A 26,796-nucleotide genomic window follows, 5' to 3' on the forward strand; every position below is an offset into this window, starting at 1 on the left:
GATCGCCTATGCTGACGCCTGGCTTCGTCCCGGAGCCGACCCGCAGGAGTTGCGATGAAACCCACGCCCGCCGGCTGGCCGCGTCTGTCCAGCGCCGTGTTCTACGACAGCGCCGCCGAGGCGATCCCGTGGTTGTGCAAGGCCTTCGGGTTCGAAGTGCAGTTGCGGGTCGATGGCGACGACGGTTCGGTCGTCCACAGCCAGCTGATCTACGGGGACGCGCTGATCATGGTCAGCGAGGGCGGCGAAGGGGAGCGCTCGCAGCGCTTCGGCATCCCGCTGCGCAGTCCCAAGGGCGTGGGCGGGGCCAACACGCAGAGCCTGATGGTCTACGTCGACGACGCCGCCGCGCACTGCGAGCGCGCCCGCGCGGCGGGCGCGACGATCGTCTACGAGCCCAAGATCGAGGACTACGGCCCCGAGTACTGGGCCGACAAGAGCTACGGCGTGCTCGACCTCGGCGGCCACCTGTGGTGGTTCGTGGAGCGGGTCAGGGGTTGAGACACCCGGCGGCCCCGGACGAGGCCGCACGCGTCGCGCGGCGTCAGCCCTTGCGCTTCGCCAGGATCGCCTTCCCCACCCGCGAGACGGGCGGCCGGCCCAGCACGCCCGAGATGAACGCCCCCGCATCGACCAGCTTGTCGATGTCGATCCCAGTCTCGATGCCCAGGCCGTTCAGCAGGAACACCACGTCCTCGGTCGCCACATTGCCGGTCGCGCCCTTCGCGTACGGGCAGCCGCCGAGGCCGGCGACGCTCGCATCGAAGGTGTGGATGCCCATCTCCAGGCAGGCGTAGATGTTGGTCAGCGCCTGGCCGTAGGTGTCGTGGAAATGCCCGCTGACTTCGACCAGCGGGTAGTGCTTGAGCGCACGTTCCATCGCGGCCTGCACCTTGCGCGGCGTGCCGACGCCGATCGTGTCGGCCACGCCGAGGTGGTCCACGCCGATGGCCTTCATCAGCTGCACGACGCGCTCGACCTCGTCCGCCGACACGTCGCCCTGGTACGGGCAGCCGACGGAACACGACAGCGCGCCGCGCACCTTGATGCCCGCCTCGTGCGCCGCGGCCACGACCGGCGCGAAGCGCTCGATGCTCTCCGCGATCGAGCAGTTGATGTTCTTCTGCGAGAAGGCCTCCGACGCGGCCGCGAAGACGACGATCTCGTCCGGCTTGGTCGGCAGCGCGGCTTCCAGGCCCTTCATGTTGGGCACCAGCACGCTGTGCCGCACGCCGGGCCGGCGCTCGATCGCCGCCATCACCGCCGTGTTGTCCGCCATCTGCGGCACCCACTTCGGCGAGACGAAGCTGGTGACCTCGATCTCCTTCAGGCCGGCGTCCTGCAGCAGCGAGACCAGCCGGGCCTTGTCGGCCGTGCCGACGTTTTCCTTTTCGTTCTGCAGGCCGTCGCGCGGGCCGACGTCGACGAGCGTGACGCGGGTGGGCAATGTCGTCATGGCTTGATCCTCTGGCTGGGTGTCTGGCTTACTCCCTCTCCCGCTTGCGGGAGAGGGCGGGGGTGAGGGCCAGCGGCCTCACGCCTGCAGCCGAAGCAGCTCGGCGCCGTCGCCGACCTGGTCGCCGATCGCGAACAGCAGCTCCGCCACCACGCCGTCGCGCGGCGCGGTGATGGTGTGTTCCATCTTCATCGCCTCCATCACCGCCAGCGGCTGGCCCTTGGTAATCGCATCGCCCGGCTGGGCCAGGAAAGCCACCAGCTTGCCGGGCATCGGCGCGGTCAGTCGACCCGCTTCCGATTGACCCTGACCGGCGTGGGCGATGACGTCGACCTCAGTCACCAGCGCCGAGCCGTCCGCGCCGAACACCGCCACCTGCTCGCCGACCTTGTAGGTCGAGACGGTGATGCGACGCTCGCCCAGGTAGAGCTCATGGCGCTCCGGCCCCGACGAACGCACCGCCAGCGCGATCGACTCGCCGCCGACCGACAGCGACAGGCTGCCGTGATGGTGGCGCGCGAGCAGCACCTGATGATGCTCGCCGTCGACGTCCAGTTCGAAGCGGCGTTGCGCCGCGCCGAACATCCGCCAGCCATCGCGGCGGCTCCACGGATCGACGGATTCGGTGAGCGCTTCTTCCGCCAGAGTGTGTGCCACGACGGCCGCCGCGGCATCTGCGAGCGGCAGGCCCGGCTGACCGAACAGCACCGCCTTCTCGCGCTCGATCAGCGCGGTATCCAGGTCGACATTCGTGAACGACGCCGTCGCCGCGCAGCGGCGCAGGAACGCGACGTTGGTATGCAGCCCCACGATGTGCGTGTCGCGCAGCGACGCGTCCAGCAGCGCCAGCGCCTGCTCGCGCGTCTCGCCCCAGACGATCAGCTTGGCGATCATCGAGTCGTAGAACGGGCTGATCGCATCGCCCTCGCCCACGCCCGAATCGATGCGCACGTCGGCGCGGCGGAACGCCTCGTGCGCCGGCCAGCGCGCCACCGACAGCGTGCCGGTCGCGGGCAGGAAACCGCCCTCGGGGTTCTCGGCGCAGATGCGGGCCTCGATCGCGTGGCCGTGCATGCGCAGCTGGTCCTGCTTCAGCGGCAGCGGTTCGCCAGCGGCGACGCGCAGCTGCCACTCGACCAGGTCCTGGCCGGTGATCGCCTCCGTCACCGGATGCTCGACCTGCAGCCGCGTGTTCATCTCCATGAAGTAGAAGCGGCCGTCCTGCTCAGCGATGAACTCGACGGTGCCCGCGCCCTGGTAACCGACCGCCTTCGCGGCCGAGACCGCGGCCGCGCCCATCTCGGCGCGGCGCTCGGCCGTCATGCCGGGGGCCGGCGCCTCCTCGAGGACCTTCTGATGCCGGCGCTGCACCGAGCAGTCGCGCTCGAACAGATAGACGCAATCGCCGTGGCTGTCGCCGAAGACCTGGATCTCGATGTGCCGCGGGCGCTGCACGTAGCGCTCGATCAGCACCGCGTCGTCGCCGAAGCTGTTGATCGCCTCGCGCTTGCAGGAGGCGAGCGCGGCGTCGAATTCCTCGTCCGCGTGGACCGCGCGCATGCCCTTGCCGCCGCCGCCCGCGCTGGCCTTGATCAGCACCGGGAAACCGATGCGATTGGCCTCGCGACGCAGCAGCGCCGGATCCTGATCGGCACCGTGATAACCGGGCACCAGCGGCACGCCGGCCTGTTCCATCAGGCGCTTGGATTCGGCCTTCAGGCCCATCGCCTGGATCGCCGACGGCGGCGGGCCGATGAACACGAGGCCTGCGTCGGCGCAGGCCTGCGCGAACTCCTCGTTCTCGCTCAGGAAGCCGTAGCCGGGATGGACGGCCTGCGCGCCCGTGGCCTTCGCGGCCTCGAGGATGCGCTGCCACTGCAGGTAGCTGTCGCGCGGCGCGGGACCGCCGATGCGCACGGCCTCGTCGCAGGCCTGGACGTGGCGCGCGTTCGCGTCCGCATCGGAATAGACGGCAACCGTCTTCACACCGAGACGGCGCGCCGTGGCGGCGACGCGGCAGGCGATTTCGCCGCGGTTGGCGATCAGGATCTTCTTGAACACGGGTGTCTCCTCATGTTTCGGGTCCTCGGCGCGTCGCGGCTTGTGGCCGCTTCGCGCCGGGTGCGCCCGGACGAGCGCGCTTCGCGATCGTCCGGGGCCGCGTGCCGGCAGGGGCCGTCACGCGTTGTCGGGTCGGTTCAGGTCAGGTCGGTTCAGCTCAATGGCGATGGCCGCAGGAGGCCGCGGCGTCCTCGCCCACCGGCGCGCAGCCGGGCACGGTGTCGGCGCTCAGCTCGGCCTCCGTCGCGCAGTGCATGCCCAGGCGATCGATCAGCTGGCGGTCCTTCTCGGCCTGCGGATTGCTGGTGGTCAGCAGCTTGTCGCCGTAGAACATGCTGTTCGCGCCGGCCAGGAAGCACAGCGACTGCATCGTCTCGGGCATCTCCTCGCGGCCGGCGGACAGGCGCACCATCGCGCGCGGCATCGTGATGCGGGCGACCGCGATCGTGCGGATGAATTCGAACGGATCCAGCGCCTCGGTGCCTGCCAGCGGCGTGCCCTCGACCTGCACCAGGTTGTTGATGGGCACCGACTCCGGATACGGATCCAGGTTGGCCAGCTGCGCGATCAGGCCGGCGCGCTGGCGGCGGGTCTCACCCATGCCGACGATCCCGCCCGAGCACACCTTCAGGCCGACGCCGCGCACGCGCTCCAGCGTGTCCAGGCGGTCCTGGTAGGTGCGCGTCGTGATGATCTGGCCGTAGAACTCCGGCGAGGTGTCGAGGTTGTGGTTGTAGTAGTCCAGCCCCGCTTCGCGCAGCTGCTCGGCCTGGCCGTCGCCCAGCATGCCCGCGGTCAGGCAGGTCTCCAGACCCATCGCCTTGACCTCGGCGATCATCTCGCCGATGGCCTCCAGGTGGCGCTCCTTCGGCGAACGCCAGGCGGCGCCCATGCAGAAGCGGGTCGCGCCGTTGGCCTTGGCGGCGCGGGCGGCTTCCATCACCTCCTGCAGCGGGATCAGCTTCTCGGCCTTCAGGCCGGTGTCGAAGTGCGCCGACTGCGGGCAGTACTTGCAGTCCTCCTCACAGCCGCCGGTCTTGATCGACAGCAGCGTGGACAGCTGCACCGCGTTCGGATCGAAGTGCTCGCGATGCACCTGCTGCGCGCGGAAGAGCAGGTCGTTGAACGGCAGCTCGAACAGCGCGGCGATCTCGTTGACGGTCCAGGGCTTGGCGTTGCGACGTTGCTCGTCGGTGGTGGGCGTCAGCGTCTGGATCTGGTTGACGGTCTGCTTCATCGTCATGCTTTCAATGCGTTCAACAGCAGCGGCTGCTGCAGGTGCGCGGCCACGGCCGCGGGAGAGGGATCTTGGAGTCGGGGCACATGGCCCCAGCACGGCACGCCGAGCGCCTCGTCGAGGCGCGCGCGCAAGGCGGCCAGATTGTCCGCCACATGCGGCTGATGGGGGTCGGCGGTGTTCGCGACCCAGCCCGCCAGCCGCAGGCCACGCGCGAGGATGGCCTCGGCCGTCAGCAGCGCGTGGTTGATGCAGCCCAGCCGCAGCCCGACCACGAGCACCACCGGCATCGCCAGGTCGACGGCCAGGTCGGCGGTGTCCCAGTCGTCGGTGAGCGGCACGCGGAAGCCGCCGACGCCTTCGATCAGCGCGAAGTCGCCCTTGGACGCCGAACGCCGGATCGCGGCCAGCAACGCGGCGCGATCGATCTCGCGGCCTTCGAGCTTCGCGGCGATGTGCGGGGCGCACGGCTCGCGGAACTGCAGCGGGCCGACCTCGTCCATCGTCATGCCCTGCTGCTGCGCGGCATGCAGCCGGGCGACATCGTCGTTGACCCAGACGCCGTCGGCGTTCTGCGTCTGACCGGCGGCCAGCGACTTGATCGGCGTCACGTAGCGGCCCAGGCCGTCGAACGCGCGCGTCAGGCCGGCGGTGATGCAGGTCTTGCCGATCTCGGTGTCGGTGCCGGTGATGAAGAAGCCGTGGAGCGGATGCATCGTGCTCATGCGCAGGCCTCCAGCGCGGCGACAAGGCGATCGACATCCGCCTCGGTGTGCGTCGCGCACAGCGTGATGCGCAGACGCGCCTCGCCCTTGGGCACCGTCGGCGGACGGATGCCGGGCACGCGCAGGCCTTCGCGCTCGAGCGCGGCGGCGAGCGCCATCACCTCGGCGTTGCCGCCGACGATCAGCGGCTGGATCGGTGTCTGCGAATCGGCGAGTTTCCAGGTGAGCGTCGGATGCCGATCGAGCAGCGCCCCGATGCCATCGCGCAAGCGCGCCTGCAATGCGCGCAAGGACGCGCGACGCTCGCGCCCGACATCGCCCCGGATCAGGTCCAGGCTGGTCAGCAGCGCGTGCTCCACCGCGGGCGGCGAGGCCGTGGAGAAGATGTAGTTGCGCGCCGCCTGCAGCAGGTAGTCGGTGATCGTCGAATGCGCGACGACGAAGGCGCCGGCCAGCCCCGCCGCCTTGCCCAGCGTGCCGACGAGGATCAGCCGCTCGCTGCGCAACTGGAAGTGCTCCAGCGAGCCGACGCCGTTCTCGCCGAGCACGCCCAGCCCGTGCGCGTCGTCGATGATCAGCCAGGCGTCGAATTCCTCGGCCGCGGCCAGCAGCGCCGGCAGCGGCGCGATGTCGCCGTCCATGCTGAAGACCGCATCGGTGACGATCAGCTTCACACGCGCGGCGCTGGCCGCGAGCTGCGCGCGCAGGTCCTCGACGTCGCAGTGCGCGTAGCGCGAGACCTTGGCCTTCGCCAGCCGCGTGCCGTCGATCAGCGAGGCGTGGTTCAGCGTCTCGCTGAAGATCTCCGCGTCGGCGTCGCCGAGCGCGGTCACCACCGCCAGGTTGGCCATGTAGCCGGTGCAGAAGCCGATGGCCTTGGCGCTCGGGATATGAGGCTCGAACCAGCGGCCCAGCAGCGCTTCCACGTCATGGTGCGCACGCGAATGGCCGCTCACCAATGGCGATGCGCCCGAGCCGCCGCCGTAGACGTGCGCCCCCTCGATCAGCGCTTCTGCCACCGCCGGATGCGCGGCGAGACCGAGGTAGTCATTGCTGCAGAACATCGTCAGCTCACGCGCGACGCCGTCGGCGCCACGCACCGTCTGGCGCGCCGCGGTGCCGGTCTCGGCGATGCGGGTGAAGCGTGTCAGGTCCTGGGCGCGGATCGCGTCCAGCTTCGACTTCAGGTGATCAAGCAGCATGGAGCACCTCCTCCAGCGTCGCCGTCACGGCGCTTGCCAGGAACTTCGCGGCCGCTTCGTCGATCAGGTACGGCGGCATCAGGTACACGGTCTGGCCGATCGGGCGGATCAGCAGTTCGTGCTTGCGGGCCGCGAGGTGGAACTTCTCGGAGAAGCGCTCGACCGGCACCGTCGTCTTCGGATGGATGTCGAAGGCCAGGATCATGCCGCGCTGGCGCAGATGCGTGACGCGCGGATCGGCGGCCAGCGGCGCGAAGGCTTCGGTGAGCCACGCGGCCTGCTGCAGGTTGCGTTCGAGCTGGCCCGCGTCGAAGCGATCCAGCACCGCGTTCGCGGCGGCGCATGCCAGCGGATTGCCGGTGTAGCTGTGCGAGTGCAGGAACCCCCGCGTCACGTCCTGCGACCAGAACGCTTCATAGACGTCGTCGGTCGTCAGCACCAGCGACAGCGGCATCGTGCCGCCGGTGATGCCCTTGGACAGCAGCAGGAAATCGGGCCAGTCCGCCTTTGCGGCGGGCGCCGTCTGCTCCCATGCGAAGAAGGTGCCGGTGCGGCCGCAACCGACCGCGATCTCGTCGGCGATCAGGTGCACCTTGAATTCGGTGCACAGCGCGCGCAGCGCCTTCAGGTAGCTGGGCGCGTACATCGACATGCCGGCGGCGCCCTGCACCAGCGGCTCGACAATGACGGCGGCGATGTGATCGTGTCGATCGGCCAGCAGCGCGCGCATCTCATCGATCGCCTGCGCCTCGTTGCCCAGACGCTGATCCGGCGAAGTCACGATGTGGCTGCGCATCAGCAGCGGGTCGTAGGCGTCGCGGAAGATCGCGACGTCGGTGACGGCCAGCGCGCCGATGGTCTCGCCGTGATAGCCGTTCTTCAAGCAGACGAACTCGCGCTTGTCCGTGAGACCGCGATTGCGCCAGGAATGGAAGCTCTGCTTCAACGCGATCTCGACCGCGGAGGCGCCGTCGCTGCCGAAGAACAGATGTCCCAGCGCGCCGCCGGTGCGCGCGGACAGGCGCTCGGCCAGCCGAACCGCCGGCTCGTGCGTGCAGCCGGCCAGCATCACGTGCGGCAGCGTGTCGAGCTGCCGCTTGATCGCGTCGTTCAGGCCCTGGTCGGCATGGCCGAACAGGTTCACCCACCACGAGCTGTTGGCGTCGAAATAGCGCCGGCCCTCGTGGTCGAACAACCAGGGGCCCTCGCCGCGGGCGATGGGCAGCGGCGGCACGTCCTGCGCGCGCGCCATCTGCGTGCACGGGTGCCAGACCGCCGCGAGGCTGCGGCGCTGCCAATCTTGTCGTACTGCTTCAGACATTCAAAAGACCTGCTCTCGGAAAACAAGGACGCGGTGCTCGAGCGGGCACCCGCATCGGATCGGCGGGATCGATCAGGCGAGCCACGAGGGCTTGCCCTTCGACAGGAAACTCTGCACGCCCTCGCGACCCTCGTCGCTGGCGCGGATGTCGGCGATGCGGCGTGCGGTGTCGTCGCGCAGCGTCGCGCTGATCGGGGCATGCGCGACGTCCTGGACGAGGCGCTTGCACGCCCGCACGGCGGCCGGCCCATTGGCCAGCAGCGACGCGACGAGCGCCTCGACCTTCGCGTCCAGCGCTTCGGCATCGGTCGCCAGTTCGTGGACGAGACCCAGGCGATGCGCGTCGGCCGCGGAGAAACGTTCGGCCGTGACGAAGTATCGGCGCGACGCCTGCTCGCCGAGCGCCCGCACGACATAGGGACCGATCGTCGCCGGCAGCAGGCCGAGCTTAGCCTCGGACAGGCAGAAGCCGGCGGACTCGGCGGCCACGACGATGTCGCACACCGACACCAGGCCGACACCGCCGGCGTAGACGTCGCCCTGCACGCGCGCGATCACTGGCACCGGGCAGCTGTAGAGCGTCCACAGCATGTGGGCGAGGCGGCCGGCGTCGGCGTGGTTCTCGTCCCAGCTGTAGCCGGCCATCGCCTTCATCCAGTTCAGGTCGGCGCCGGCGCAGAAGGCCTTGCCTTCGGCTGCCAGCACGATCGCGCGCAGCGACGGGTCGCGGCCGAGCGCCTCGAACACCGCGGTCAGCTCGCCGATGACAGTGTCGTTGAAGGCGTTGCGGACGTCGGGCCGGTTCAGCGTGACGCGGGCGACGGCATCGGACGGACCGGAGCGTTCGACGCGCAGCGTGGTCGGAGACAGGGCATCGGTCGAGCGGGTCGAGATCATGGGTGGCTCCAGACGACGGTCCGGTTGATGGCGTAGAGACGGCAGCGTTCCTCGCCGTCGGTGTGCTGGTCGCAGAACGCGAGCGCGCGCGACGGCGCGTCGTCGCCGGTCGCGAGGCCCCAATGGTTGCCGTTGGTCGCGAAGGCGCGCGGCTCCTTGGCCGCAAGGAACTTGCGGTAGCCGTTGACGACGCGCCCGTCCGAGGGCAGCGCCGACGTGTCCTCGACAGCGACCGTGCCGCCGGACGGCACCGCCAGCGCGCCGGGAATCGGAAAGCCCAGCGGCTTCAGGAAGTCGTCGACGATCGGCTGCCAGAGGTCGTTGCCCTTGACGAAGAGCGAATGGCCGTCCTCGCCGAAGGCCGGCATCAGCCGCGTCTGCGCCAATCCGCCGGCCTCGCGGTAGGCCGCGGACCAGCGCTCCTGGAAACGTGGCGCGATGAAGCGGTCGTTCTCCGTGAACACCCACAGCGTGGGCACCGGATGACCGCCTTCGGCGGCACGGCGGCCGAAGTCGGCGAAGCGGCGCGTGAGTTCGTCGGGACGGCAAGGCTCGCCGCTGTGCAGATCGGGGCTGCCGCCATGGCCGCCGGCGAAATCGATGGCGGCCACGACGCCGGGCAGTCGCTCGCCGGTCGCGGCCATCGTCGCGAAGCCGCCCAGGGACTGGCCGGCCAGCACCACGCGTCGCGCGTCGATGTCGGCCGCGGACTGCATGAAGCGCACGACGGCGGCCACTTGCGCGGCCGCGGCGGCCGCGGCGGTCTCGTAGCGCGGCGTGTCGCACCTGATGCTGGATTCCGGATCGCCGACCGAGGCCAGCTCGCCGTAACCGATGCGTGTCGGGACGGCGACGGCGAAGCCCTTTCGGACGAAGAAGCGCGCCGCGCTTTCCAGCCGCTGACGCTTCATCGCGGCGCGTTCCTGCTCGTAGACCGGGCGCCCGTGGTTGAGCACCACCAGCGGGAACGGCCCCTGTCCCGCCGGCCGGAAGGTCGTCACGATCAGGTCCGCCTGGACGGTGCGGCCGATGTGGTTCTCGACCGACACCGGCACGCGGACGACGGCCTCGCGGATGTCGGTGGCCAGTCGCGCCGGCGCGGCCTGCGGCGCCTCGCCGACGGTCGCGTCCTGCGCGTGCGCGCCGGCGGCGATGAGGCCCAGCGCGATCACGAGGCCGAGAACCACCCTGTGTGCGGCGCGTGGGCGTGAGCGCGGAACGACGTTCATGCGGTCCTCGTCCTTCATGCGGTTTCTGCGCGTCCTGCCGGGCGCACCAGCACCTTGCGCATCAGCACGCTGGGATAGGTCTTGCCGGCCCACTGCACGTCGCCCACGTAGGCGTAGCCGCGGCGCTCGTAGCGGCGGCGCAGCGCTTCAGCGGGCACGGCGGTGTCGAGCGCCACGTGCGCATATTCCTGGGCCAGCGCCCAGGCTTCGGCGATGTCCATCAGCCGTTCGGCGACGCCCTGCCCGCGGCACGACGGATGCACGGCCAGTTGGGCCAGGATGGCGGTGTCGCTCTGCGTGTAGCACTCGGGCACCGGGTCGCCGAGATAGCGGCCATCGGGTCGCTTCGGCGGCGCGATGGTGATGGTGCCCACCAGTTCGCCGGTCGCGGTCAGCGCGACGAAGGCCTGCCCGGCGGCCACGCGCTCGCGCGTCGTCTGCACGCTCTGGTCGACGGCCGTGAAGTTCCAGCCCTGCGCCGCGAGCGACGCGTAGGACGCGTGCAGCAGCGCGGTCAGGGCCTCGATGGAATCGTCAGGCGCAAGGGGCCGCAGGGTGAGGTCGGTCAATGCAGTCACGGCAGTCTCGGTCGTCACGGCGTGGTCGGGGCAAGCGGACGGGACGTCACCTTCGACGGCGACGGGCGGGATGAGGACGGCTCTGGCGCCGCCGCGTGGGCGCAGGCGCGCGTCAGCGCGTCCGGGTCGAGCTGACGGGCCAATTCTTCATGATTGAGCGGATACGGCGGCTGCAAGCGCTCCGCGATCGGCAACGGCATGCGTGCGTCGCGGACCGCATCGCAGAATGCCTTCGCCACGGCGCGCGCGCGGGACGCCCGCGTCGTGAAAGAAGGGTGGGTCTTCGCCGAGACCTTCTCGAATCCCACGATGCGCCGCGCTCCGGTACGCCACAGGTCCGCGCCCTGCCGGACGTCGTAACCCGCCAGGCCGGCGAAGACCAGCCCCAGGGTGTCCGCATCCAGTTCCTGGAGCCTCTGGTCCTTGGGCGTATCGTCGCGCGGCATCACACTGCTGGCCTCGATGAGGGTCGACAGCCCGTCGGTGTGCCGGCCCACCTGTCCCGCCTGCGCCTGATTGAACCTGAACAGACCGTGCCCCAGAACGAGGTGCGCCATCTCGTGACCCATCGCCGCCGCCAGTTCGTCGCGATTAAGGGCCACCAGCAGTTCTTCCGAAATCCAGGCGCCATCGAGGAACGAGGCGGCGGCCGGCCCGCCTCCCGCCGCCACCATGCCGGACGTGATCGTGCAGCGACGCACGCCCTGCGCGTCGAACTCGGCAAGCTTGCCGCACCATGGCGCGGCCACGCGGCCCAATTGTTCGTTGATGCGCGAGAGGTCCTCCGTGGTCGCGGCGCCCGCCGCCCCTGCGGCGAGGCACAGCGCGGCCGCCGACAGGCCATGGCGGACCGACGAGGTCTCGCGAAGGAGGCGCGCGATCATCGACATCAAGGCCTCACATCCGGAACACGCCGAACTTCGTCTCGGGAATTTCCGCGTTCAGCGCGGCCGACAGGCCCAGCGCCAGCACGCGGCGCGTGTCGGCCGGATCGATGACGCCGTCGTCCCAGAGCCGGGCGCTGGCGTAGTACGGATGGCCCTGGTCTTCGTACTGCTGGAGGATCGGCGCCTTGAAGGCCTCTTCCTCGTCCGCGGACCACTGGCCGCCCTTGCCCTCGATGCCGTCGCGCTTGACCGTCGCCAGCACCGATGCGGCCTGCTCGCCGCCCATGACCGAGATGCGGGCGTTCGGCCACATCCACAGGAAGCGCGGCGAGTAGGCGCGGCCGCACATGCCGTAGTTCCCAGCGCCGAAGCTGCCGCCGATGATCACGGTGAACTTGGGCACCTGCGCGCACGCCACCGCCGTCACCATCTTGGCGCCGGCGCGGGCGATGCCTTCGTTCTCGTACTTGCGGCCGACCATGAAGCCGGTGATGTTCTGCAGGAACACCAACGGGATCTTGCGTTGGCAGCACAGCTCGATGAAGTGCGCGCCCTTGTTGGCGCTCTCCGCGAACAGGATGCCGTTGTTGGCGACGATGCCGACGGGCATGCCCTCGATGTGCGCGAAGCCGCAGACCAGCGTGTTGCCGTAGCGGGCCTTGAATTCATCGAACGCGCTGCCGTCGACGATGCGGGCGATGACCTCGCGCACGTCGAAGGGCTTGCGCGTGTCGGTGGGGATCACGCCGTGCAGCTCAGCGGGATCGTAGGCCGGCGCCTGGGGCGACTGCGTCAGCAGTTCGCCCTGCTTGCGCCAGTTCAACCGCGCGACCGACTGGCGCGCGATCGCCAGCGCGTGCGTGTCGTTCTCGGCCAGGTGGTCCGCCACGCCGGACAGGCGCGTGTGCACGTCGCCGCCGCCCAGGTCCTCGGCGCTGACGACCTCGCCGGTCGCGGCCTTCACCAGCGGCGGGCCGCCCAGGAAGATCGTGCCCTGGTTCTTGACGATGACGGTCTCGTCGCTCATCGCCGGCACGTAGGCGCCGCCCGCCGTGCAGGAGCCCATCACCACGGCGATCTGCGGGATGCCCTTGGCGGAGAGGTTCGCCTGGTTGAAGAAGATGCGTCCGAAGTGGTCGCGGTCCGGGAAGACCTCGTCCTGGTTGGGCAGGTTGGCGCCGCCGCTGTCCACCAGGTAGATGCAGGGCAGGCGGTTCTGGTCGGCGATCTCCTGCGCGCGCAGGTGCTTCTTGACGGTGATCGGGTAGTAGGTGCCGCCCTTGACGGTCGCGTCGTTGCAGACGATCACGCATTCGACGCCGGACACCCGGCCGATGCCCGCGATCACGCCGCCGCCCGGGGCGGCGTTGTCATACATGTCCAGACCCGCCAGCGGCGCCAGTTCCAGGAAGGGCGTGCCCGGGTCGAGCAGCATCTCCACGCGGTCCCGCGGCAGCAGCTTGCCGCGCCCGACGTGCTTGGCGCGCGCGGCTTCGCCGCCGCCCTCGGCGATCTTCGCCAGTCGGGCGTTGAGGTCGTCGATCAGGCCGCGCATCGCGTCCGCGTTGGCCTTGAAGTCGGCCGAACGGGCGTTGAGCTTGGTGGGCAGCAAGGGCATGGTTCTGGGTCTCCGGTCTTGTGACCGTCGGGGACGGTCTTATGAGCCGCGCTCAATTCGGTGCGGGGGCGCTGGCTGACGGCGCCGTTCCGGGATCGCCGGAGCGACGCAAGGCGCGAAGCATAAGCGAGATGGCGGGGGTTTCCAAGCCTGCGGAGAAAGGACTTGAGCCCGGCTCAACAAACCCGGAGAATGCGCTCCACATGAGCCCTGCACCGATGTCCCGAGAGGACACCCGCCTCGATCCGCCCTCCGCGGCCGCCCTGCCCGCGCAGCGCCGTTCGCCGGTGGGCGCGAAGGCCGAGCAGCGGGTGAAGGACATCCTGCGCGCGAGCCGCGCGGTGTTCGCCGAGCGCGGCTATGAGCGCGCCACGACGACCGAGATCGCGCAGCGGCTGGGGATCTCCGAGGCGACGGTCTTCACCTACTTCCGCGGCAAGCGCGAGCTCTGCATGCGGGTGATCGGCGACTGGTACGACGAGATCATCGAGGCCATCGAATCGGGCCTTCCCCGCGAGCGGCCGATCCGGGACCAGCTGGAGTTCGTGGTCCACACCCACCTGCGGCTGTTCCTGATCCAGGGCACGGGGCTGTGCGAGCTGGTGCTGTCGGAAGGCCGCAAGCGCGAGGCGCCGGTGGCGCGCGGCGAGGGCCAGGACTTCGGCGCGGCCTTCGTCGACCTGCAGCGGCGCTACACGGCGCCGCTGATGGACCTGCTGGCGCGCGGCCAGACGCAGGGCGAGGTGCGGCAGGACATTCCGCTGCGGCTGCTGCGCTCGCTGGTGTTCGGGCCGATGGAACACATGCTGTGGGAGGTGATCATCGCCGGCCGGCAGATCCAGGTGGACGCGGCGGCGCGCGATCTGGTCGCGCTGCTGTGGCCGGCGCTGCAGGCGCCGGACCAGGAGCTCAAGGCCCTGCGTCGACTGAAGGCCCGCGTGGCCGAGGCGCTGGACGGCGGCGGCATGGACGCCGTCGACGGCAAGGCCTGACCCTCAGCGCAACGCGTCGAAACGCGCAAGACCTGGGAAGGTCAAAAGATCAGCAGTTGAGGTCATAGCTCGACGGCCCCTGTTCGGGAACGATGACGGCTCCGACTTTCGAGTCATTCCATGGAGACCGACAACGTGAACCACGACATCGATCCCGCAGCTCAAGAGCTGCTGGGCGCTGGCATTGCGCCGATGCAGCTCCCTCCACCCACTGCCCCCGGTGAGTACGCGCCTCGCATCAGCGAGGACAACTTTGATCAGGAAGCCTGGGACGAGTGGTACCGGGAGCAGATTCGCCTGTCCATCGAGGACCCGCGACCCAGCATCCCTCATGAAGACGTCCTCGACTGGATGGAACGCAAGCTTCAATCGCTAAGGAGCCGCCATGCTCAATCCTGCAACGCTTGAATGGCGTCCCCGAGCCCTGCTTCGCTTCGACCTCCTGATCGACGAGATTGGTCAGCACAACGCAATGGCTGCAGACGACTTTGCTCGGCTGGTCACCAAGAAGATTGGCCTGGCCTCGCGGTTCCCGATGCTGTACCGAGCCTCCTCTCGTGTGACCGGTACACGAGAGATCGTCGTGACCCCCAACTACTTCGTTCCGTATCGAGTCACGCCCGAGGCGATCCAAGTGCTGGACATCGTCCATACGCGACAGAACTGGCCGGACCCCTCAGCCTCTGCACTGGCAAGCTGATTCCCAGCGAAAGGGCGACCGCATGCGGTCGCCCTTCCTCATTGCGGCCATCGCTGAAGTCAGCGAGCCCGCCGTTCGATGAGCACGCTGATCGCCGCCAGACCGATCCCGACCACGGCAAGCCCTGCCCCCGCCACCGGCAGCGAGCGCAGCGATGCACCGTGCGTCAGCATCCACCCACCCAGCCACGCACCGCCCGCATTGCCCAGGTTGAACGCCGCGATGTTGAGCGTCGACACCAGCGCCGGCGCATCGGGCGCCTGCTGCATCATCCGCATCTGCAATCCAGGCACCGTGGCGAACGCGGCCATGCCCCAGACGAAGACGGTCACGATCGTGGGCCATTGCCAGTCGAGCACCACCGCCAGCAGCGCCTGCACCACCGCCAGCGCGACCAGCACGCCCATCAACGACGGCATCAGCTTCCAGTCGGCCAGCCTGCCGCCCAGCGTGTTGCCGATCGTCAGGCCCAGGCCGAACAGGAACAGCACACCGGTGATCCAGCCCGGGGTCAGGCCGGTGACCTCCGCCAGCATCGGCGCGATGAAGGTGAACGCCGTGAAGATGCCGCCGAAGCCGACCGCCGTCAGCGCCAGTGCGATCAACACCTGCGGGCGCTTCAGCACCGACCAGTCGTTGCCCGCTTGAGCGCCGGCATCGGCGTCCTTCGCCTTCGGCAGCAGGGCCACCAGCGCCATCGCCGCGACGATGCCCAGCCCCGCCACCGCACCGAAGCTCGCGCGCCAACCCCATTCCTGGCCGATCAGGTTGCCCAGGGGCACGCCCAGCACGTTGGCCAGCGTCAGCCCGGTGAACATCAGCGCGATCGCGCCGGCCTTGCGATCGGGGGCGACCAGTTCGCTCGCCAGCACCGCGCCGATCCCGAAGAAGGAGCCGTGCGCCAGCGCCGCGACGATGCGCCCCGCCATCACCGTCCAGTAGCCGCCGCCGATCGCCGACAGCAGGTTGCCCGCGATGAACAGCGCGATCAGCACCAGCAGCGCCCGCTTGCGCGGCCAGCCGGCGCTGAGCGCCGCCAGCGGCGGCGCGCCCAAGGCCACGCCCAGCGCATAACCGGTCACCAGCAGCCCCGCGCGCGGCAGACTCACCGCCAGGTCCTGCGCCATCGCCGGCAGCAGGCCCATGATCACGAACTCCGTCGTGCCGATGGCGAAAGCCGCCAGCGCCAACGCCAGGATCGGCAGCGGGAAACCGCGCGACGCGCGCGGCACGCCGTCCTTCGCCGCGCCAGGAGTGATGACGGCGCTCACGCCGGAACTCCCGCCGGGCGGACCGGCCATGTCGAAACGGATGTCATCGGAGGACTCCAACGGTGATTTCAATGCGGACACTGTGATCTCAACCGATCCGGATGAGAATCCATCGCGCCGCACAAGTATCTGTTCCCGGATGGAACAGATGACACCCCGAAGAGGGCACCCGCCACCTCCCTCGATAGAGGGGGAACGCGGCGATCCGTTGGAGTCTTCCGATGAATGAACTCGATGACATGCGCCTGTTCGTGCGCGCTGTCGCGGCGGGCAGCCTGTCCGCGGCCGGACGCGAGCTGGGCTTCTCCCCCGCCGTCGGCAGCAAGCGGCTGGCGCGGCTGGAGGCGCGGCTCGGCGTGCGGCTGCTGCAGCGCAGCTCGCGACGCCTCGCGCTGACTGACGAAGGCGCGATCTACCTCGAGCGCTGCCAGACCATCCTCGCCGACATCGACGACGCCGAGGCCGAGCTCACGCAGGGCCGACAGCAGGCGCGCGGGCTGCTGCGCGTCACCTCGACCGTCGCGCTGGGCCGTCGCTGCATCGGCCCGCTGGCTGCGGAGTTCATGCGCGAGCATCCCGACGTCACCGTGCAGGTCTCGTTGTCCGACGCGCTCGTGGACCTGATCGAGGAAGGCTTCGACTGCGCCGTGCGCATCGGCGGACCGGCGGACTCGCGGCTGGTCGCGCGCCGCCTCGGCCCGAACCGGCGCGTGCTCTGCGCGACGCCGGACTACCTGCGCCGCCGCGGCACGCCGCGCTCGCTCGAGGACCTCGCCGGTCATGACTGCATCCTGCAGGAGCGCATCGCCACCCGGCAGTCCGACTGGCTGTTCATGCCTGCCGATCCCACGGTGTCGCCCTCGCCGCGCACGGTCACCGTGCAGGGCCGGCTCGTCACCGACAACGGCGAGCAGGCGCACGACTGGGCGCTGGCCGGCCTGGGCCTGGTGCGCCGCGCGGTCTGGGACGTGGTCGATGAACTCGACGACGGCCGCCTCGTCGAGGTCCTGCCCGAATGGGCCGGCGAGGTCGGTCCGCTGCAGCTCGTGTTCCCGTCGCGGCGTCTGCTGCCGGCCCGCACCCGGCTGTTCATCGACGCGCTGGCCGCGCGCTTCGAGCATTCCAAGGACCAGGCCCGCGTGCGAGTGCCCTCGCCCAAGAAGAAGCGGCGCCGTTGAGCCCGTACAGACGAAAAAGGGGACCTTGCGGTCCCCTTCGGAGTGACGTTCAGAGTGAGGTTTGAACCGGCCGGAGCCGGTGTCGATCACTTGAACGTGTAGCTGGCGCTCAGCGTCCAATAGCGGCCGGTACCGTTGTGCAGGCCAGAGTTCCAGCCCTGGATCGTGCCGGCGGCCGTGTTGGTGCCGGGGTAGTACGGCGCCTTCTCATCCGTGATGTTCTGGATGTTCAGCGACAGCGACAGATCCTTGAAGCCGCTGTAGGTGTAACCCAGATCGAAGGTCATCCACTTGCCGACCGCGCAGCTCGGATAGCGGTTGTAGTACAGATCACGACCGTTGGTCGCCGTCGGTGCAACGCCCAGCACCGAGCGGGACAGTCCGTCCGGGTTCGGACCACCGTAGTGGCAGGTATTGCCCGAGTAGTATTCCGGGTTAGGTGCCGTGCCGTCCATGCGACGGATGAACGACACTCCGCTGACCCAGTTCATCGCTCCCATGATCGAGTGACGGCCGTCGATCTCCAGCGTCGACGTGGCGCGGAACTTCAGACGCGGAATATCGCCGACCGAGGTGGCCCAGTCTGCGAGACCGCCGTTAGTGCCCACCAAGTTGTTGCGCGCGTCGCCGAGCGTCTCTTCACGGCTGTACCGGGTCATGTAAGTGCCGCGCAGTTGGTTGCTCCAGCGCAGGCCTTCTTTCGGGACCATGTTGGTTTTGACCTCGAAATCGATGCCCGAGACCTCCGTCTTGCCCTGGTTGACCCACGGCGTCTGCACAAACAGCAGCGGTCCGGAGTTCGGCACGCCGGGCAATTGCAGCGCCGGGTTGGAGTCACGCAGAATCAGGTTGCCGTATCGCTCCGGATGATCGATCACAGTCTCGACACCCAGCAGCGCGACTTCGCCCTTCTTCACGATGTTGAAGTAATCGACCAGAATGTCCAGGCTCTTCGTCGGCGAGAAGATCAGGCCGAACGAATGGCTCTTGGACTCTTCGGGTTTCAGGTCCGGGTTGTTCACGCCTACACCGGCCATGCTCTTAGGGCAGTCGCTCGGCGCCGCGCCAGTCACCGGCGTCGTGCCGTCAGACTGGCACCGCAGGGGATCAACGACCGACACGAAGTACTGCGCGCCGCCAGGCGCAACCTGCGACACCGCCGGCGCCCGGAAACCTTCGGCATAGGTGCCACGGAACGACAACTGCGGGATCACCGTCCACTTGGCGCCGACTTTCGGCACGAAGTTAGTCTTGAGTGTCGGGTACTTGTCGAAGCGGCCCGCGAAGTCCATTTCGAAGCTCTTCAGCCAAGGCGTGCGGAACTCGAAGAACGCCGACTTGACGGTACGTCCCGCATCGATCGCCGTGTTGGCCAGGCCCAGGATCTTGCCCGCCGCGTTCAGCGGATCGGGCGTGATTTCCAAATTCTCGCGACGGATCTCGACACCGGCGGCGGCGCCGATCGCACCACCCGGCAGCGAACCGAATTCGGTAGCGACCTTGGCGTCCCATTGCCAGATCGACGCGTCACCCGTGTTGGTCAGCGGGGTCGACAGGTTGGGGTCTGCGGCGATCGAGGCCAACGTGCGACCGTTGGGGCCGAGCATGGTGCGAAGTACGTCCAGGTTCAGGAAACCGAAGCTGGTTTCCTCGCGCTTGGACTTGTTCCACAGGACCGCGGTTTCCCAGTCGAATCGGCCCGTGGTGCCCTTGATACCGCCCAGCCCACGGTACTGTTCGTTGGTCAGCTCGCTGCCGCCACGGATGTTCTCGAACCGCATCTGCACGGCAGAGCGTGCGTTCGGGAACGGATTGTCCGGATGACCGATATCCAGAATCGCCTGGAATGGCGGGGCGATGGTGCCCAACATGTAGTTGGTCACCGCACTCGTGCCGCTGATCGTGCGCGGCGCGCCCAAGTAGTCGCGCTGGGTGCGCGCGTACCCGGCTTCAGCGAACGCTGTGATGTCGTTGGTAACGCGGAAGTTGGCGCGCGAGATCAGGCTGCCGTCGGTGCCCTTGTTCTGCGCCTCGTTGTAGTTGTCGAGAATGAAGTTGCAGAACGTGCGGCCCAGCGTCGGCTGGCCGGTGTTGCCGTATTGGGCGCCGCCGGTGATCTGCTGCGAAGGATCGCACTTCGGAACGTTGATGACGCTGGTTGCCGTCTGCGTGAAGTTCAACTGGCCGGGCGTTCCTTCACGGGTGAAGAACGGCGAAGACGACACGAACGAGCCGTACGGATTCAGGCGCAGGTTGATCGCGCGGTAGTCGTCCGCGTGGATATCCTTGACGTCGCGGGTCATGGTGCGGCCACGACGGGAGATGTCCGCGCTGACCAGGACGTTAAATCCGTCCTTGGCGAAGTCACCGAAGCCGAACGAGCCGTTGACGGTCTGGCGCGAGAATTCGCCGTCGTCATTGGCCCCCACCGTGGCAGCGATCTGGCCACCTTGGTAGTCCTGCTTCGTGATGAAGTTGATAACGCCGCCGATCGCGTCGGAACCGTACACCGCCGACGCGCCGTCCTTGAAGATCTCCACGCGTTCCAGCGCGGAGACCGGGATCGAATTCAGGTCGTACAGCGTCGACGTGCCGTTGTTCGGGTTCGCGTAGGCGGCCGGGGTGAGGCGGCGCCCGTTCAGCAGGATCAGCGTGGACGTCGAGCCCAGGCCGCGCAGCGAGGCCGTGGCGACGCCGCGCGAGAAGCCGTTCTGGCCCGGGGTGTCGCTGAAACCGTCGGTGCCCATCGAGGGGACCATCTTCATCAGCTCGAGCGCCGTTTTCGCGCCGCTGGCGCGGATTTCGGCCGCCGTGATCCGTTCGATCGGCGAGGTGCCTTCGGCGGCCGTGCGGCGGATGTTGGAGCCCGTCACTTCGACGCGCTCCAGTTGCTGCGACTCCTGCGCGGCGGCGATGCCGCAGGCCAGCGTGCTGGCGATCGCGATGCTGGTGAGTACCAGCGCCCTGTGGGTAAGTTGACGAGACATTGCGGTCCTCTTCTGAGAATGGGGTCGCACCGGGTGTTGGCGCTTCTTCCCGAACGTTGCAGAGCGCCCCAGACGGTGATGTGTCCGGTGCGATGCGTGAGCGGATTTTTTCAGTAGCGCAAACGTGTGGTTCACCGACTTAAACATTTGCTACATCGCGCAGCAAAAGAGCGACAGACCTATAAGAAGAAACCCGAAAGTCATGGGTCAAAGCAGGGGGAACCCTATCCCCACAAACCCCCTCAAATGCAGGCGCAAATCACACGGATATGCCGGGTCATTCCCATGACCCAGGCATCCACGGTGTCAAAAGGCAGGGGGGTCCTCCACGGTTCTTGTCCGGTTCGACATGCTTGAGGCCCCCTCGCCGCGACCGACGGACGAAAAAAAGCCCGGCCGAGGCCGGGCTTGGGTGCGGACCACCGCGTCGGGGAAAACCCGACGGCGGTATCCGGAGATCGCGCGCGGCGATCAGAAGTCGTAGGACGCGCCCACCTTGTAGCTGCGCGGACGGATCCGGTAGCCATCGCGGAGGTTGACCGGACGCTCGTCGCCCATCAGGTTGTTGATGTTCAGCGACAGGCGCAGGTTCTTGATGCCGGTGTAACCCAGGCTGAAGTCGGTGCGGATGTCCTCGTCGATGTAGCAGGGCAGCGCGCCCGGCTTCAGGGTCTTCTGGCAACCCTCCTCGCCCCAGCTGGCCACGTCCGTCTCGTCGCGGTTCAGCGCCGTGCGGGACGTGTAGTTGAAGCGCAGGCCGGTCGTCCAGCCGCCCTTGTTCCAGGCGGCCGAGAACACGGCCTTCAGGCGCGGGTTCTCGTACAGGCCGACCTGGTTGGGACGCCACGTGTTCGCGTCGATGTCCCAGGCCTTGTAGGTCAGCGCATAGGTCGCCGCCACGCCGAGGTTCAGCGTGCCGAACGAGCCCGCCGCCACGCGGCCCTTGACGTCGATGTCCACGCCCGAGGTCTCGGTCTTGCCGAAGTTCTCGTACTGCAGCAGCAGCGAGGTGATCTGGCCCGCCTGCCAGGCCAGCGTGCCGCCGGACAGCTGGTTGGCGCGGGTCGCCCAGGCCTGCTCCTGCGCGGTCAGCGCGCCGCGGCTGATCATGTTCTCGTAGCCGGGCTTGCCTTCGCGGTCCAGCACGTAGGACGGATCACGGGAGTTGATCTCGTTCTTGCGCTCGATCTTGAAGTAGTCGACGGCGATCGACGCGTTCTTGGTCGGCTCGAACACGAAGCCCACGGTCACGCTCTTGGACGTCTCCGGCTTCAGGTCCGGGTTGGCCGAGATCATCGCCGGCACCGAGGCGCGGCAGCCGCTGGCCAGGGCCAGCGCGGCATCGGACTGGTCGGCGGCGTTGCCCTTCTTGAGGATGTCGCTGATGGCCGTGGCGGTCGCGCAGCGCGCCGGATCCACCGTGTTGTTGAAGAAGCCGGTCACGCCGACCTGACCCAGCGTCTCGGGGATGTTGGGCGCGCGGAAACCGCCGGCGACCGTGCCGCGCAGCAGCAGCTGCGGCAGCACCTCAAACCGGACGCCCAGCTTCGGCGACACGCGGCCGTCGAAGCCCGAGGCCTTGTCGAAGCGCAGCGCGCCGTTCAGCTCCAGCTTCTTCAGCACGGGGGCGTTCAGCTCCAGGAAGGCGGCGTCGAGGTTGCGCTCGCCGTCGATCAGCACCGACCCGCGACCGACGATCTGCGCCTTCAGGACGTTGTCGGTCGACTTGATCGACACGCCTTCCTGACGGTGCTCGGCGCCTAGCGCGAAGGCCAGCGGACCGCCCGGCAGCTGGAACAGCTCGCCGCTCAGCTTGGCGTCCACCCAGGTCTGGTGGTTCTTGCCCTTGGAGCCGTTGACCGGGAACAGGCGCTCCAGCAATTCGCGGCTGTTGCCGCCGCCGATCTTGTACTCGCCCGACGCGACGGCCGCGAACAGGTCGCGCGAACCCCAGCGGGCCAGCTTCTCGGCCTCGGCGGCGTTGCGGCCGATCGAGACTTCCCAGTCCATGTCGCGGAACGTGCCCTGCAGGCCGGTCAGCGCGCGGTACTGCTTGCCGGTGCCGTCATAGTTGAACAGGCTGGGGTCGTCCATGAACCGGTAGTCGATGCCGCGGGCCTGGCCCGTGGGGTTGGCCGGGTTCGTGGCCGACAGCACCGGATGCGGCACCGACTGCGCGACCTTGTTGTAGCCGTCGTACCAGCGCGAGGTGGCGCCGGCGCCGATGGTCATCGGCACGGTCAGGTACTCGGTGGTCGTCTTCGAGTAGGACACCTCGGCGAAGGCCTGGATGTCCTCCGTGACCTTCAGGCGCCCCGCGCTGAACAGGTTCACGCGCCGGGCCGGGTCGGAGACCGGGTTCAGCCCGTTGATGTCGGTCACGCACTGGCCCGCCGAATTCAGCGTCGTGCAGCCCGCCACCGGCACGCGGGTCGTGCCCACGCGCAGGTTGCCCGGGTAGGAGCTCAGGCTCGGGTCGCCGAAGGCCGGGTTGTAGAAGCCCTTGTGCCAGGCCGGATAGTCGTCCTTCACGTTGGCCACGGTGTAGCCCTCGCGCCGGTACGCCTCGATGTTGGCGAAGACGTTGAAGCGGTCCTTGTCCAGGTCGCCGAAGCCGGCCACGACGCTGGCCTGGCGCTGCGCGCCGACGCTCGGGTGCTCGTTGAACGTGTAGCTGGCCGAAGCGCCGACGCCGTTGTACGAGCGGCGCGTGATGATGTTGATCACGCCGGCCATCGCGTCGGAGCCGTAGATGGCGGACGCGCCGTCCTTGAGCACCTCGATGCGCTCGACCACGTCGGCCGGGATCGAGTCGACGTTGACGAAGGTGTCCTTGGCGCCGTCGGCCAGGCCGAAGTTGGCGACGCGGCGGCCGTTCAGCAGCACCAGCGTGGCGCCCTTGCCCAGGCCGCGCATCGACACGCCCGAGGCGCCGGAGGCGAAGCTGGAGGTGTTGCCGTCGTCCCTGATCTCGCTGCTCGAGGTCGAGGTCAGCGTGTCCAGCACCTGGCGCACGGTGTTGGCGCCGGTGCGGCGGATCTCGTCACGGTTGTAGACCTGCACCGGCGAGGCCGTCTCGGAGGCCAGGCGCTTGATGTTGGAGCCGGTCACCTCGACGCGCTGAAGCTGGGTCGTGTCCTGTGCCTGGGCCTGCGCGATCTGGACGCAGCACAGCAGCGCCGCGGCGGCGCTCAGGGACAGGGAGAGCTGGGTGTTTTTTCTCATACTTCCACTTGCGAATTGATGAAGGGCCGGATGGGTGGCATCGGCCGAGGAGACCGGCAGCCGGGTGGGCACCGGGGTCGCGTCCGGGGATCTCCCGAGGGGCGCGAGGGGGCGGATTCTGGGGAGCCCCCTCCCCCATGTCCGTCGTCATCCATTGCAAAACCGCAACAATCATTCACATCGCAGCATTCACTCTTCGCATTGGAGGGCGATGAACGCCCTGATGCCGCAAAAGCGGGCGAAGGGCGCGTGGAAACAGGGCATGACAGCGGTTCCAGGAAGGGAAAACCCTCTGAGTTGAAGGCGGCACCATTCAGGTGCGCTGACCGCCCTTTCATGCGAGTTAACCCTGCAGGGGTTCTCCCGAAGCATTCAGGACTTCGGTGGGCATCGCCTCCCCTCAAGCCCTGACCCCGCACGCTGGAAGTTCGAAAGCGATACGCTTGCGCACCCCCGACGCAAGACCCGACCCCCTTTCAGAAGGGCCGGGCGCGACGGATCCGCCCAGGCGTCCCCAGGAGGAACCCCCCATGTCCATTTCGATGACCGTGAACGGCAAGGCGGTGACGCTCGATGCCGATCCGCAGATGCCCCTGCTGTGGGCGCTGCGCGAAGACCTGCAACTGACCGGCACCAAGTTCGGCTGCGGCATGGCGCTGTGCGGCGCCTGTACCGTGCACCTGGACGGGCAGCCGGTGCGCTCGTGCCAGACGCCGCTGGAGGCGGCCGCGGGCAAGAAGATCACCACGATCGAGGGCGTGGGCGCCACGCCCACCGGCCGCGCGGTGCAGCACGCCTGGCTCAAGATCGACGTGCCGCAGTGCGGCTACTGCCAGAGCGGCCAGATCATGAGCGCCTGTGCGCTGCTGGCCGGCAAGAAGAAGCCCACCGACGCCGACATCGACGGCGCGATGAGCGGCAACGTCTGCCGCTGCGGCACCTACAACCAGATCCGGGCGGCGATCCACGACGCCTCGACCACGCTGGCGAAGGGAGGCTGATCATGAGCATGATGTTCGACCAGGACGCGATGACAACGCCGTCCTCGCCCGCTTCTCCTGCTGCTCCCGCCTCTCCGGTTTCCACGAGCCGTCGTTCGTTGCTCAAGGGCGGCGCGGCGCTGACCGTGTCGTTCGCGCTGCCGCTGGCCGCGGGTCGCGCGGCGCTGGCACAGCCCGGCGCCGCCTCCAACACCTTCGCGCCCAACGCCTGGCTGCGGATCACGCCGGACAACAAGGTCACGGTCGTTTGCGGCTCGGCCGAGATGGGCCAGGGCGTGCTGACCGCGATCCCGATGATGGTGGCCGAGGAACTGGACGCCGACTGGGCGCACGTCTCCGTCGAGCAGGCGCCGGCGGACGCCGCCTACAACAACCCGATGTTCGGCATGCAGGCCACCGGCGGCAGCACGACGGTGCGCGCGCACTGGACGCCGGTGCGCCAGGCCGGCGCCGCCGCGCGCCAGATGCTGGTCGCCGCGGCGGCGAAGCAATGGGGCGTGGACGCCTCGTCGCTGCGCACCGAACGCGGCCAGGTGATCGGCCCGAACGGCCGCAAGGCCAGCTACGGCTCGCTGGTCGACGCCGCCGCGAAACAGCCGGTGCCGGACAAGCCCGCGCTGAAGGACCGCAAGGACTTCCGCATCATGGGCAAGCCGACGCGCCGGCTGGACAGCGCGGCCAAGATCAACGGCACAGCCAAGTTCGGCATCGACGCGCACGTGGACGGACTGCTGGTCGCGGTGATGGCGCGCGCGCCGATCGCCGGCGCCAAGCCCAAGGCCTTCGACGAAGGCAAGGCCAAGGCCATCAAGGGCGTACGCAAGGTCATCGCCATCCCGTCGGGCGTGGCCGTGCTGGCCGACGGCTACTGGGCGGCGAAGCAGGGCCGCGACGCGCTCGGCATCGAATGGGACCTGGGCGCGCATGCGGACCTGTCGTCGGAGAAGGTCTCGAGCGCGCTCGATGAAGGCCTGCAGAACGCCACCGCGATCGCGCGCGACGTGGGCAACGTCAAGGACGGCAGCGCCAACGCCGCGCGCAACCTGTCCGCACAGTACGACGTGCCCTACCTGGCCCACGCCGCGATGGAGCCGCTGAACTGCCTGGCCTGGGTCAAGGGCGACGAGGTCACCATCTGGGCCGGCACGCAGAGCCAGGGGCCGGCGCAGGGCATCCTGTCGCAGGTCGCGCAGGTCACGCCGGCCAAGGTGAAGGTCAACACGATGCTGCTGGGCGGGGGCTTCGGACGCCGCTTCGCGCCGGACTTCACCATCGACGCGACGCTGCTGTCCAAGCTCAGCGGCAGCCCGGTCAAGCTGGTCTACGCCCGCGAGGACGACATGGCCGCCGGCTACTACCGGCCGACGTCGCGCGTGCGCTTCGAGGCGGGGCTCGACGACAAGGGCCAGCCGCTGATGCTGCGCGCCGATGTCGCGAGCCCGTCGATCATGGCGGCGTCGGGCTTCATGAAGATTCCCGAGAACGGCGTCGATGCAATGGCCGTCGAAGGGCTCGCGGACCACCCCTACGAGATCCCGCACCAGCGCATCGCCTACGGCCGCGCGGAGCCGGGGCCGCAAGTGTGGTTCTGGCGTTCGGTGGGACATTCGCAGAACGCGTTCTTCATCGAGAGCTTCATCGACGAGCTGGCGCACGCCGCCAAGGCCGATCCGCTGAAGTACCGGCTGGCGCTGCTCGAGAAGCACCCGCGCGCCCGGGGCGTCCTGCTGCTGGCGGCCGAGAAGGCCGGCTGGAGCCGGGCGCTGCCCAAGGGCCGGCATCGCGGCATCGCGGTGGCGGAAAGCTTCGGCACCTGGGTCGCCGAGGTGGCGGAGGTGTCCGTGGCCAAGGACGGCGGCATCAAGGTCCATCGCGTGACCGCGGCGGTGGACTGCGGCCAGACCGTCAACCCGCAGACGATCGCCCGGCAGATCGAGGGCGCGGTGGTCTACGGGCTGTCGGCAGCGCTGTACGGACGCATCACGTTCAAGGACGGGAAGGTCGAACAGAGCAACTTCCACGACTACCCGGTGCTGCGCCTGAACGAGATGCCCAAGGTCGACGTGCACATCGTGCAGAGCAACGAAGCCCCCGGCGGCATCGGCGAACCCGGCACGCCGCCGATCGCGCCGGCCGTGGCCAACGCGATCTTCGCGGCCACCGGAAAGCGGCTGCGCCAGCTGCCGTTCGACAGCGAGGCGCTCAAGCAGGCTTGATCAAGCAGGCGCCCG

At 68.7% G+C, this 26,796-nt stretch carries 21 protein-coding genes; 7 read left to right on the plus strand and 14 right to left on the minus strand.

Annotated features, from left to right (window positions below; all coding sequences use genetic code 11):
* Nucleotides 1–54 precede the first annotated feature (54 nt).
* Nucleotides 55–501 carry a VOC family protein gene (locus AC1VNM_RS18775; RefSeq protein ID WP_377159971.1) on the plus strand — a complete coding sequence of 149 codons (447 nt, stop codon included), beginning with the start codon at nt 55–57 and terminating at the stop codon, nt 499–501.
* 43 nt (nt 502–544) lie between these two features.
* On the opposite strand, the gene AC1VNM_RS18780 is transcribed toward AC1VNM_RS18775, so the two are convergent.
* The 11 genes from AC1VNM_RS18780 to AC1VNM_RS18830 all read right to left on the minus strand — a co-directional run bounded on the left by AC1VNM_RS18780 (nt 545) and on the right by AC1VNM_RS18830 (nt 13,211).
* Complete coding sequence (locus AC1VNM_RS18780; RefSeq protein WP_483107897.1) at nt 545–1,456, minus strand: hydroxymethylglutaryl-CoA lyase; 912 nt, start codon at nt 1,454–1,456, stop codon at nt 545–547.
* A gap of 78 nt (nt 1,457–1,534) precedes the next feature.
* Nucleotides 1,535–3,517, minus strand: a complete 1,983-nt coding sequence (locus AC1VNM_RS18785) for an acetyl/propionyl/methylcrotonyl-CoA carboxylase subunit alpha (RefSeq protein WP_483107898.1) — start codon at nt 3,515–3,517, stop codon at nt 1,535–1,537.
* A 157-nt stretch (nt 3,518–3,674) separates the two neighbouring features.
* Complete coding sequence (bioB, locus tag AC1VNM_RS18790) at nt 3,675–4,760, minus strand: biotin synthase BioB (protein WP_377159965.1); 1,086 nt, start codon at nt 4,758–4,760, stop codon at nt 3,675–3,677.
* The gene (gene bioD / locus AC1VNM_RS18795; protein WP_483107899.1) at nt 4,757–5,479 is read right to left on the minus strand and encodes a dethiobiotin synthase; all 723 of its coding nucleotides are present in this window, start codon (nt 5,477–5,479) and stop codon (nt 4,757–4,759) included. The genes bioB and bioD overlap by 4 nt, the downstream gene beginning before the upstream one ends.
* On the minus strand, nt 5,476–6,681 hold the full coding sequence (gene bioF, locus AC1VNM_RS18800) for an 8-amino-7-oxononanoate synthase (RefSeq protein ID WP_483107900.1): 1,206 nt from the start codon (nt 6,679–6,681) through the stop codon (nt 5,476–5,478). The genes bioD and bioF overlap by 4 nt, the downstream gene beginning before the upstream one ends.
* The gene (gene bioA / locus AC1VNM_RS18805; RefSeq protein ID WP_483107901.1) at nt 6,671–8,002 is read right to left on the minus strand and encodes an adenosylmethionine--8-amino-7-oxononanoate transaminase; all 1,332 of its coding nucleotides are present in this window, start codon (nt 8,000–8,002) and stop codon (nt 6,671–6,673) included. Before bioA ends, bioF begins: the two co-directional genes overlap by 11 nt.
* Before the next feature lie 72 nt (nt 8,003–8,074).
* Entirely contained in the window at nt 8,075–8,899 is an 825-nt protein-coding gene (locus tag AC1VNM_RS18810; protein WP_377159956.1) for an enoyl-CoA hydratase/isomerase family protein, read from the minus strand.
* Entirely contained in the window at nt 8,896–10,128 is a 1,233-nt protein-coding gene (locus tag AC1VNM_RS18815; RefSeq protein WP_483107902.1) for an alpha/beta hydrolase family protein, read from the minus strand. Before AC1VNM_RS18815 ends, AC1VNM_RS18810 begins: the two co-directional genes overlap by 4 nt.
* A gap of 14 nt (nt 10,129–10,142) precedes the next feature.
* Nucleotides 10,143–10,706, minus strand: a complete 564-nt coding sequence (locus tag AC1VNM_RS18820; protein WP_483107903.1) for a GNAT family N-acetyltransferase — start codon at nt 10,704–10,706, stop codon at nt 10,143–10,145.
* A gap of 14 nt (nt 10,707–10,720) precedes the next feature.
* Nucleotides 10,721–11,596 carry a M48 family metalloprotease gene (locus AC1VNM_RS18825; protein WP_483109307.1) on the minus strand — a complete coding sequence of 292 codons (876 nt, stop codon included), beginning with the start codon at nt 11,594–11,596 and terminating at the stop codon, nt 10,721–10,723.
* A 7-nt stretch (nt 11,597–11,603) separates the two neighbouring features.
* Complete coding sequence (locus AC1VNM_RS18830) at nt 11,604–13,211, minus strand: carboxyl transferase domain-containing protein (RefSeq protein WP_483107904.1); 1,608 nt, start codon at nt 13,209–13,211, stop codon at nt 11,604–11,606.
* 203 nt (nt 13,212–13,414) lie between these two features.
* On the opposite strand from AC1VNM_RS18830, the gene AC1VNM_RS18835 reads away from it, so the two are divergent.
* From AC1VNM_RS18835 to AC1VNM_RS18845, 3 genes are all read left to right on the plus strand, one after another.
* Nucleotides 13,415–14,203 (plus strand): TetR/AcrR family transcriptional regulator, encoded by a 789-nt coding sequence (locus AC1VNM_RS18835; protein WP_483107905.1) that lies wholly within the window; start codon nt 13,415–13,417, stop codon nt 14,201–14,203.
* Between the two features lie 120 nt (nt 14,204–14,323).
* A complete protein-coding gene (locus tag AC1VNM_RS18840; RefSeq protein ID WP_483107906.1) occupies nt 14,324–14,611 on the plus strand; it encodes an antitoxin PaaA2 family protein in 288 nt (95 codons plus the stop codon).
* Nucleotides 14,589–14,903: a type II toxin-antitoxin system RelE/ParE family toxin gene (locus AC1VNM_RS18845; RefSeq protein WP_431100312.1), complete on the plus strand. Its 315-nt coding sequence runs from the start codon at nt 14,589–14,591 to the stop codon at nt 14,901–14,903. Before AC1VNM_RS18840 ends, AC1VNM_RS18845 begins: the two co-directional genes overlap by 23 nt.
* Nucleotides 14,904–14,962: 59 nt before the next feature.
* Here AC1VNM_RS18845 and AC1VNM_RS18850 read toward each other — a convergent pair whose 3' ends face one another.
* On the minus strand, nt 14,963–16,234 hold the full coding sequence (locus AC1VNM_RS18850) for an MFS transporter (RefSeq protein WP_483107907.1): 1,272 nt from the start codon (nt 16,232–16,234) through the stop codon (nt 14,963–14,965).
* Nucleotides 16,235–16,395: 161 nt separating this feature from the next.
* Between AC1VNM_RS18850 and AC1VNM_RS18855 the strand changes: the two genes are divergently transcribed.
* Nucleotides 16,396–17,352 carry a LysR family transcriptional regulator gene (locus AC1VNM_RS18855; RefSeq protein ID WP_483107908.1) on the plus strand — a complete coding sequence of 319 codons (957 nt, stop codon included), beginning with the start codon at nt 16,396–16,398 and terminating at the stop codon, nt 17,350–17,352.
* Nucleotides 17,353–17,438: 86 nt separating this feature from the next.
* Here AC1VNM_RS18855 and AC1VNM_RS18860 read toward each other — a convergent pair whose 3' ends face one another.
* Nucleotides 17,439–20,339, minus strand: a complete 2,901-nt coding sequence (locus AC1VNM_RS18860) for a TonB-dependent receptor plug domain-containing protein (RefSeq protein ID WP_483107909.1) — start codon at nt 20,337–20,339, stop codon at nt 17,439–17,441.
* A gap of 471 nt (nt 20,340–20,810) precedes the next feature.
* Nucleotides 20,811–23,564, minus strand: coding sequence for a TonB-dependent receptor plug domain-containing protein (locus AC1VNM_RS18865; protein ID WP_483107910.1), 2,754 nt, complete (start codon nt 23,562–23,564; stop codon nt 20,811–20,813).
* A gap of 530 nt (nt 23,565–24,094) precedes the next feature.
* Between AC1VNM_RS18865 and AC1VNM_RS18870 the strand changes: the two genes are divergently transcribed.
* Together AC1VNM_RS18870 and AC1VNM_RS18875 are read left to right on the plus strand one after the other, a co-directional pair.
* Nucleotides 24,095–24,565 carry a (2Fe-2S)-binding protein gene (locus AC1VNM_RS18870; RefSeq protein WP_377159926.1) on the plus strand — a complete coding sequence of 157 codons (471 nt, stop codon included), beginning with the start codon at nt 24,095–24,097 and terminating at the stop codon, nt 24,563–24,565.
* 2 nt (nt 24,566–24,567) lie between these two features.
* A complete protein-coding gene (locus tag AC1VNM_RS18875) occupies nt 24,568–26,781 on the plus strand; it encodes a xanthine dehydrogenase family protein molybdopterin-binding subunit (RefSeq protein WP_483107911.1) in 2,214 nt (737 codons plus the stop codon).
* Nucleotides 26,782–26,796: the final 15 nt, after the last annotated feature.

Source organism: Mitsuaria sp. MSU3D (assembly GCF_056867975.1).

Coding starts and splice junctions, on each gene's coding strand:
- AC1VNM_RS18775 (WP_377159971.1), top strand. CDS start 55: ATGAAACCCACGCCCGCCGGCTGGCCGCGTCTGTCCAGCGCCGTGTTC.
- AC1VNM_RS18780 (WP_483107897.1), bottom strand. CDS start 1,456: ATGACGACATTGCCCACCCGCGTCACGCTCGTCGACGTCGGCCCGCGC.
- bioB (WP_377159965.1), bottom strand. CDS start 4,760: ATGACGATGAAGCAGACCGTCAACCAGATCCAGACGCTGACGCCCACC.
- bioD (WP_483107899.1), bottom strand. CDS start 5,479: ATGAGCACGATGCATCCGCTCCACGGCTTCTTCATCACCGGCACCGAC.
- bioF (WP_483107900.1), bottom strand. CDS start 6,681: ATGCTGCTTGATCACCTGAAGTCGAAGCTGGACGCGATCCGCGCCCAG.
- bioA (WP_483107901.1), bottom strand. CDS start 8,002: ATGTCTGAAGCAGTACGACAAGATTGGCAGCGCCGCAGCCTCGCGGCG.
- AC1VNM_RS18810 (WP_377159956.1), bottom strand. CDS start 8,899: ATGATCTCGACCCGCTCGACCGATGCCCTGTCTCCGACCACGCTGCGC.
- AC1VNM_RS18815 (WP_483107902.1), bottom strand. CDS start 10,128: ATGAACGTCGTTCCGCGCTCACGCCCACGCGCCGCACACAGGGTGGTT.
- AC1VNM_RS18825 (WP_483109307.1), bottom strand. CDS start 11,596: ATGTCGATGATCGCGCGCCTCCTTCGCGAGACCTCGTCGGTCCGCCAT.
- AC1VNM_RS18830 (WP_483107904.1), bottom strand. CDS start 13,211: ATGCCCTTGCTGCCCACCAAGCTCAACGCCCGTTCGGCCGACTTCAAG.
- AC1VNM_RS18835 (WP_483107905.1), top strand. CDS start 13,415: ATGAGCCCTGCACCGATGTCCCGAGAGGACACCCGCCTCGATCCGCCC.
- AC1VNM_RS18840 (WP_483107906.1), top strand. CDS start 14,324: ATGGAGACCGACAACGTGAACCACGACATCGATCCCGCAGCTCAAGAG.
- AC1VNM_RS18845 (WP_431100312.1), top strand. CDS start 14,589: ATGCTCAATCCTGCAACGCTTGAATGGCGTCCCCGAGCCCTGCTTCGC.
- AC1VNM_RS18855 (WP_483107908.1), top strand. CDS start 16,396: ATGAATGAACTCGATGACATGCGCCTGTTCGTGCGCGCTGTCGCGGCG.
- AC1VNM_RS18860 (WP_483107909.1), bottom strand. CDS start 20,339: ATGTCTCGTCAACTTACCCACAGGGCGCTGGTACTCACCAGCATCGCG.
- AC1VNM_RS18865 (WP_483107910.1), bottom strand. CDS start 23,564: ATGAGAAAAAACACCCAGCTCTCCCTGTCCCTGAGCGCCGCCGCGGCG.
- AC1VNM_RS18870 (WP_377159926.1), top strand. CDS start 24,095: ATGTCCATTTCGATGACCGTGAACGGCAAGGCGGTGACGCTCGATGCC.
- AC1VNM_RS18875 (WP_483107911.1), top strand. CDS start 24,568: ATGAGCATGATGTTCGACCAGGACGCGATGACAACGCCGTCCTCGCCC.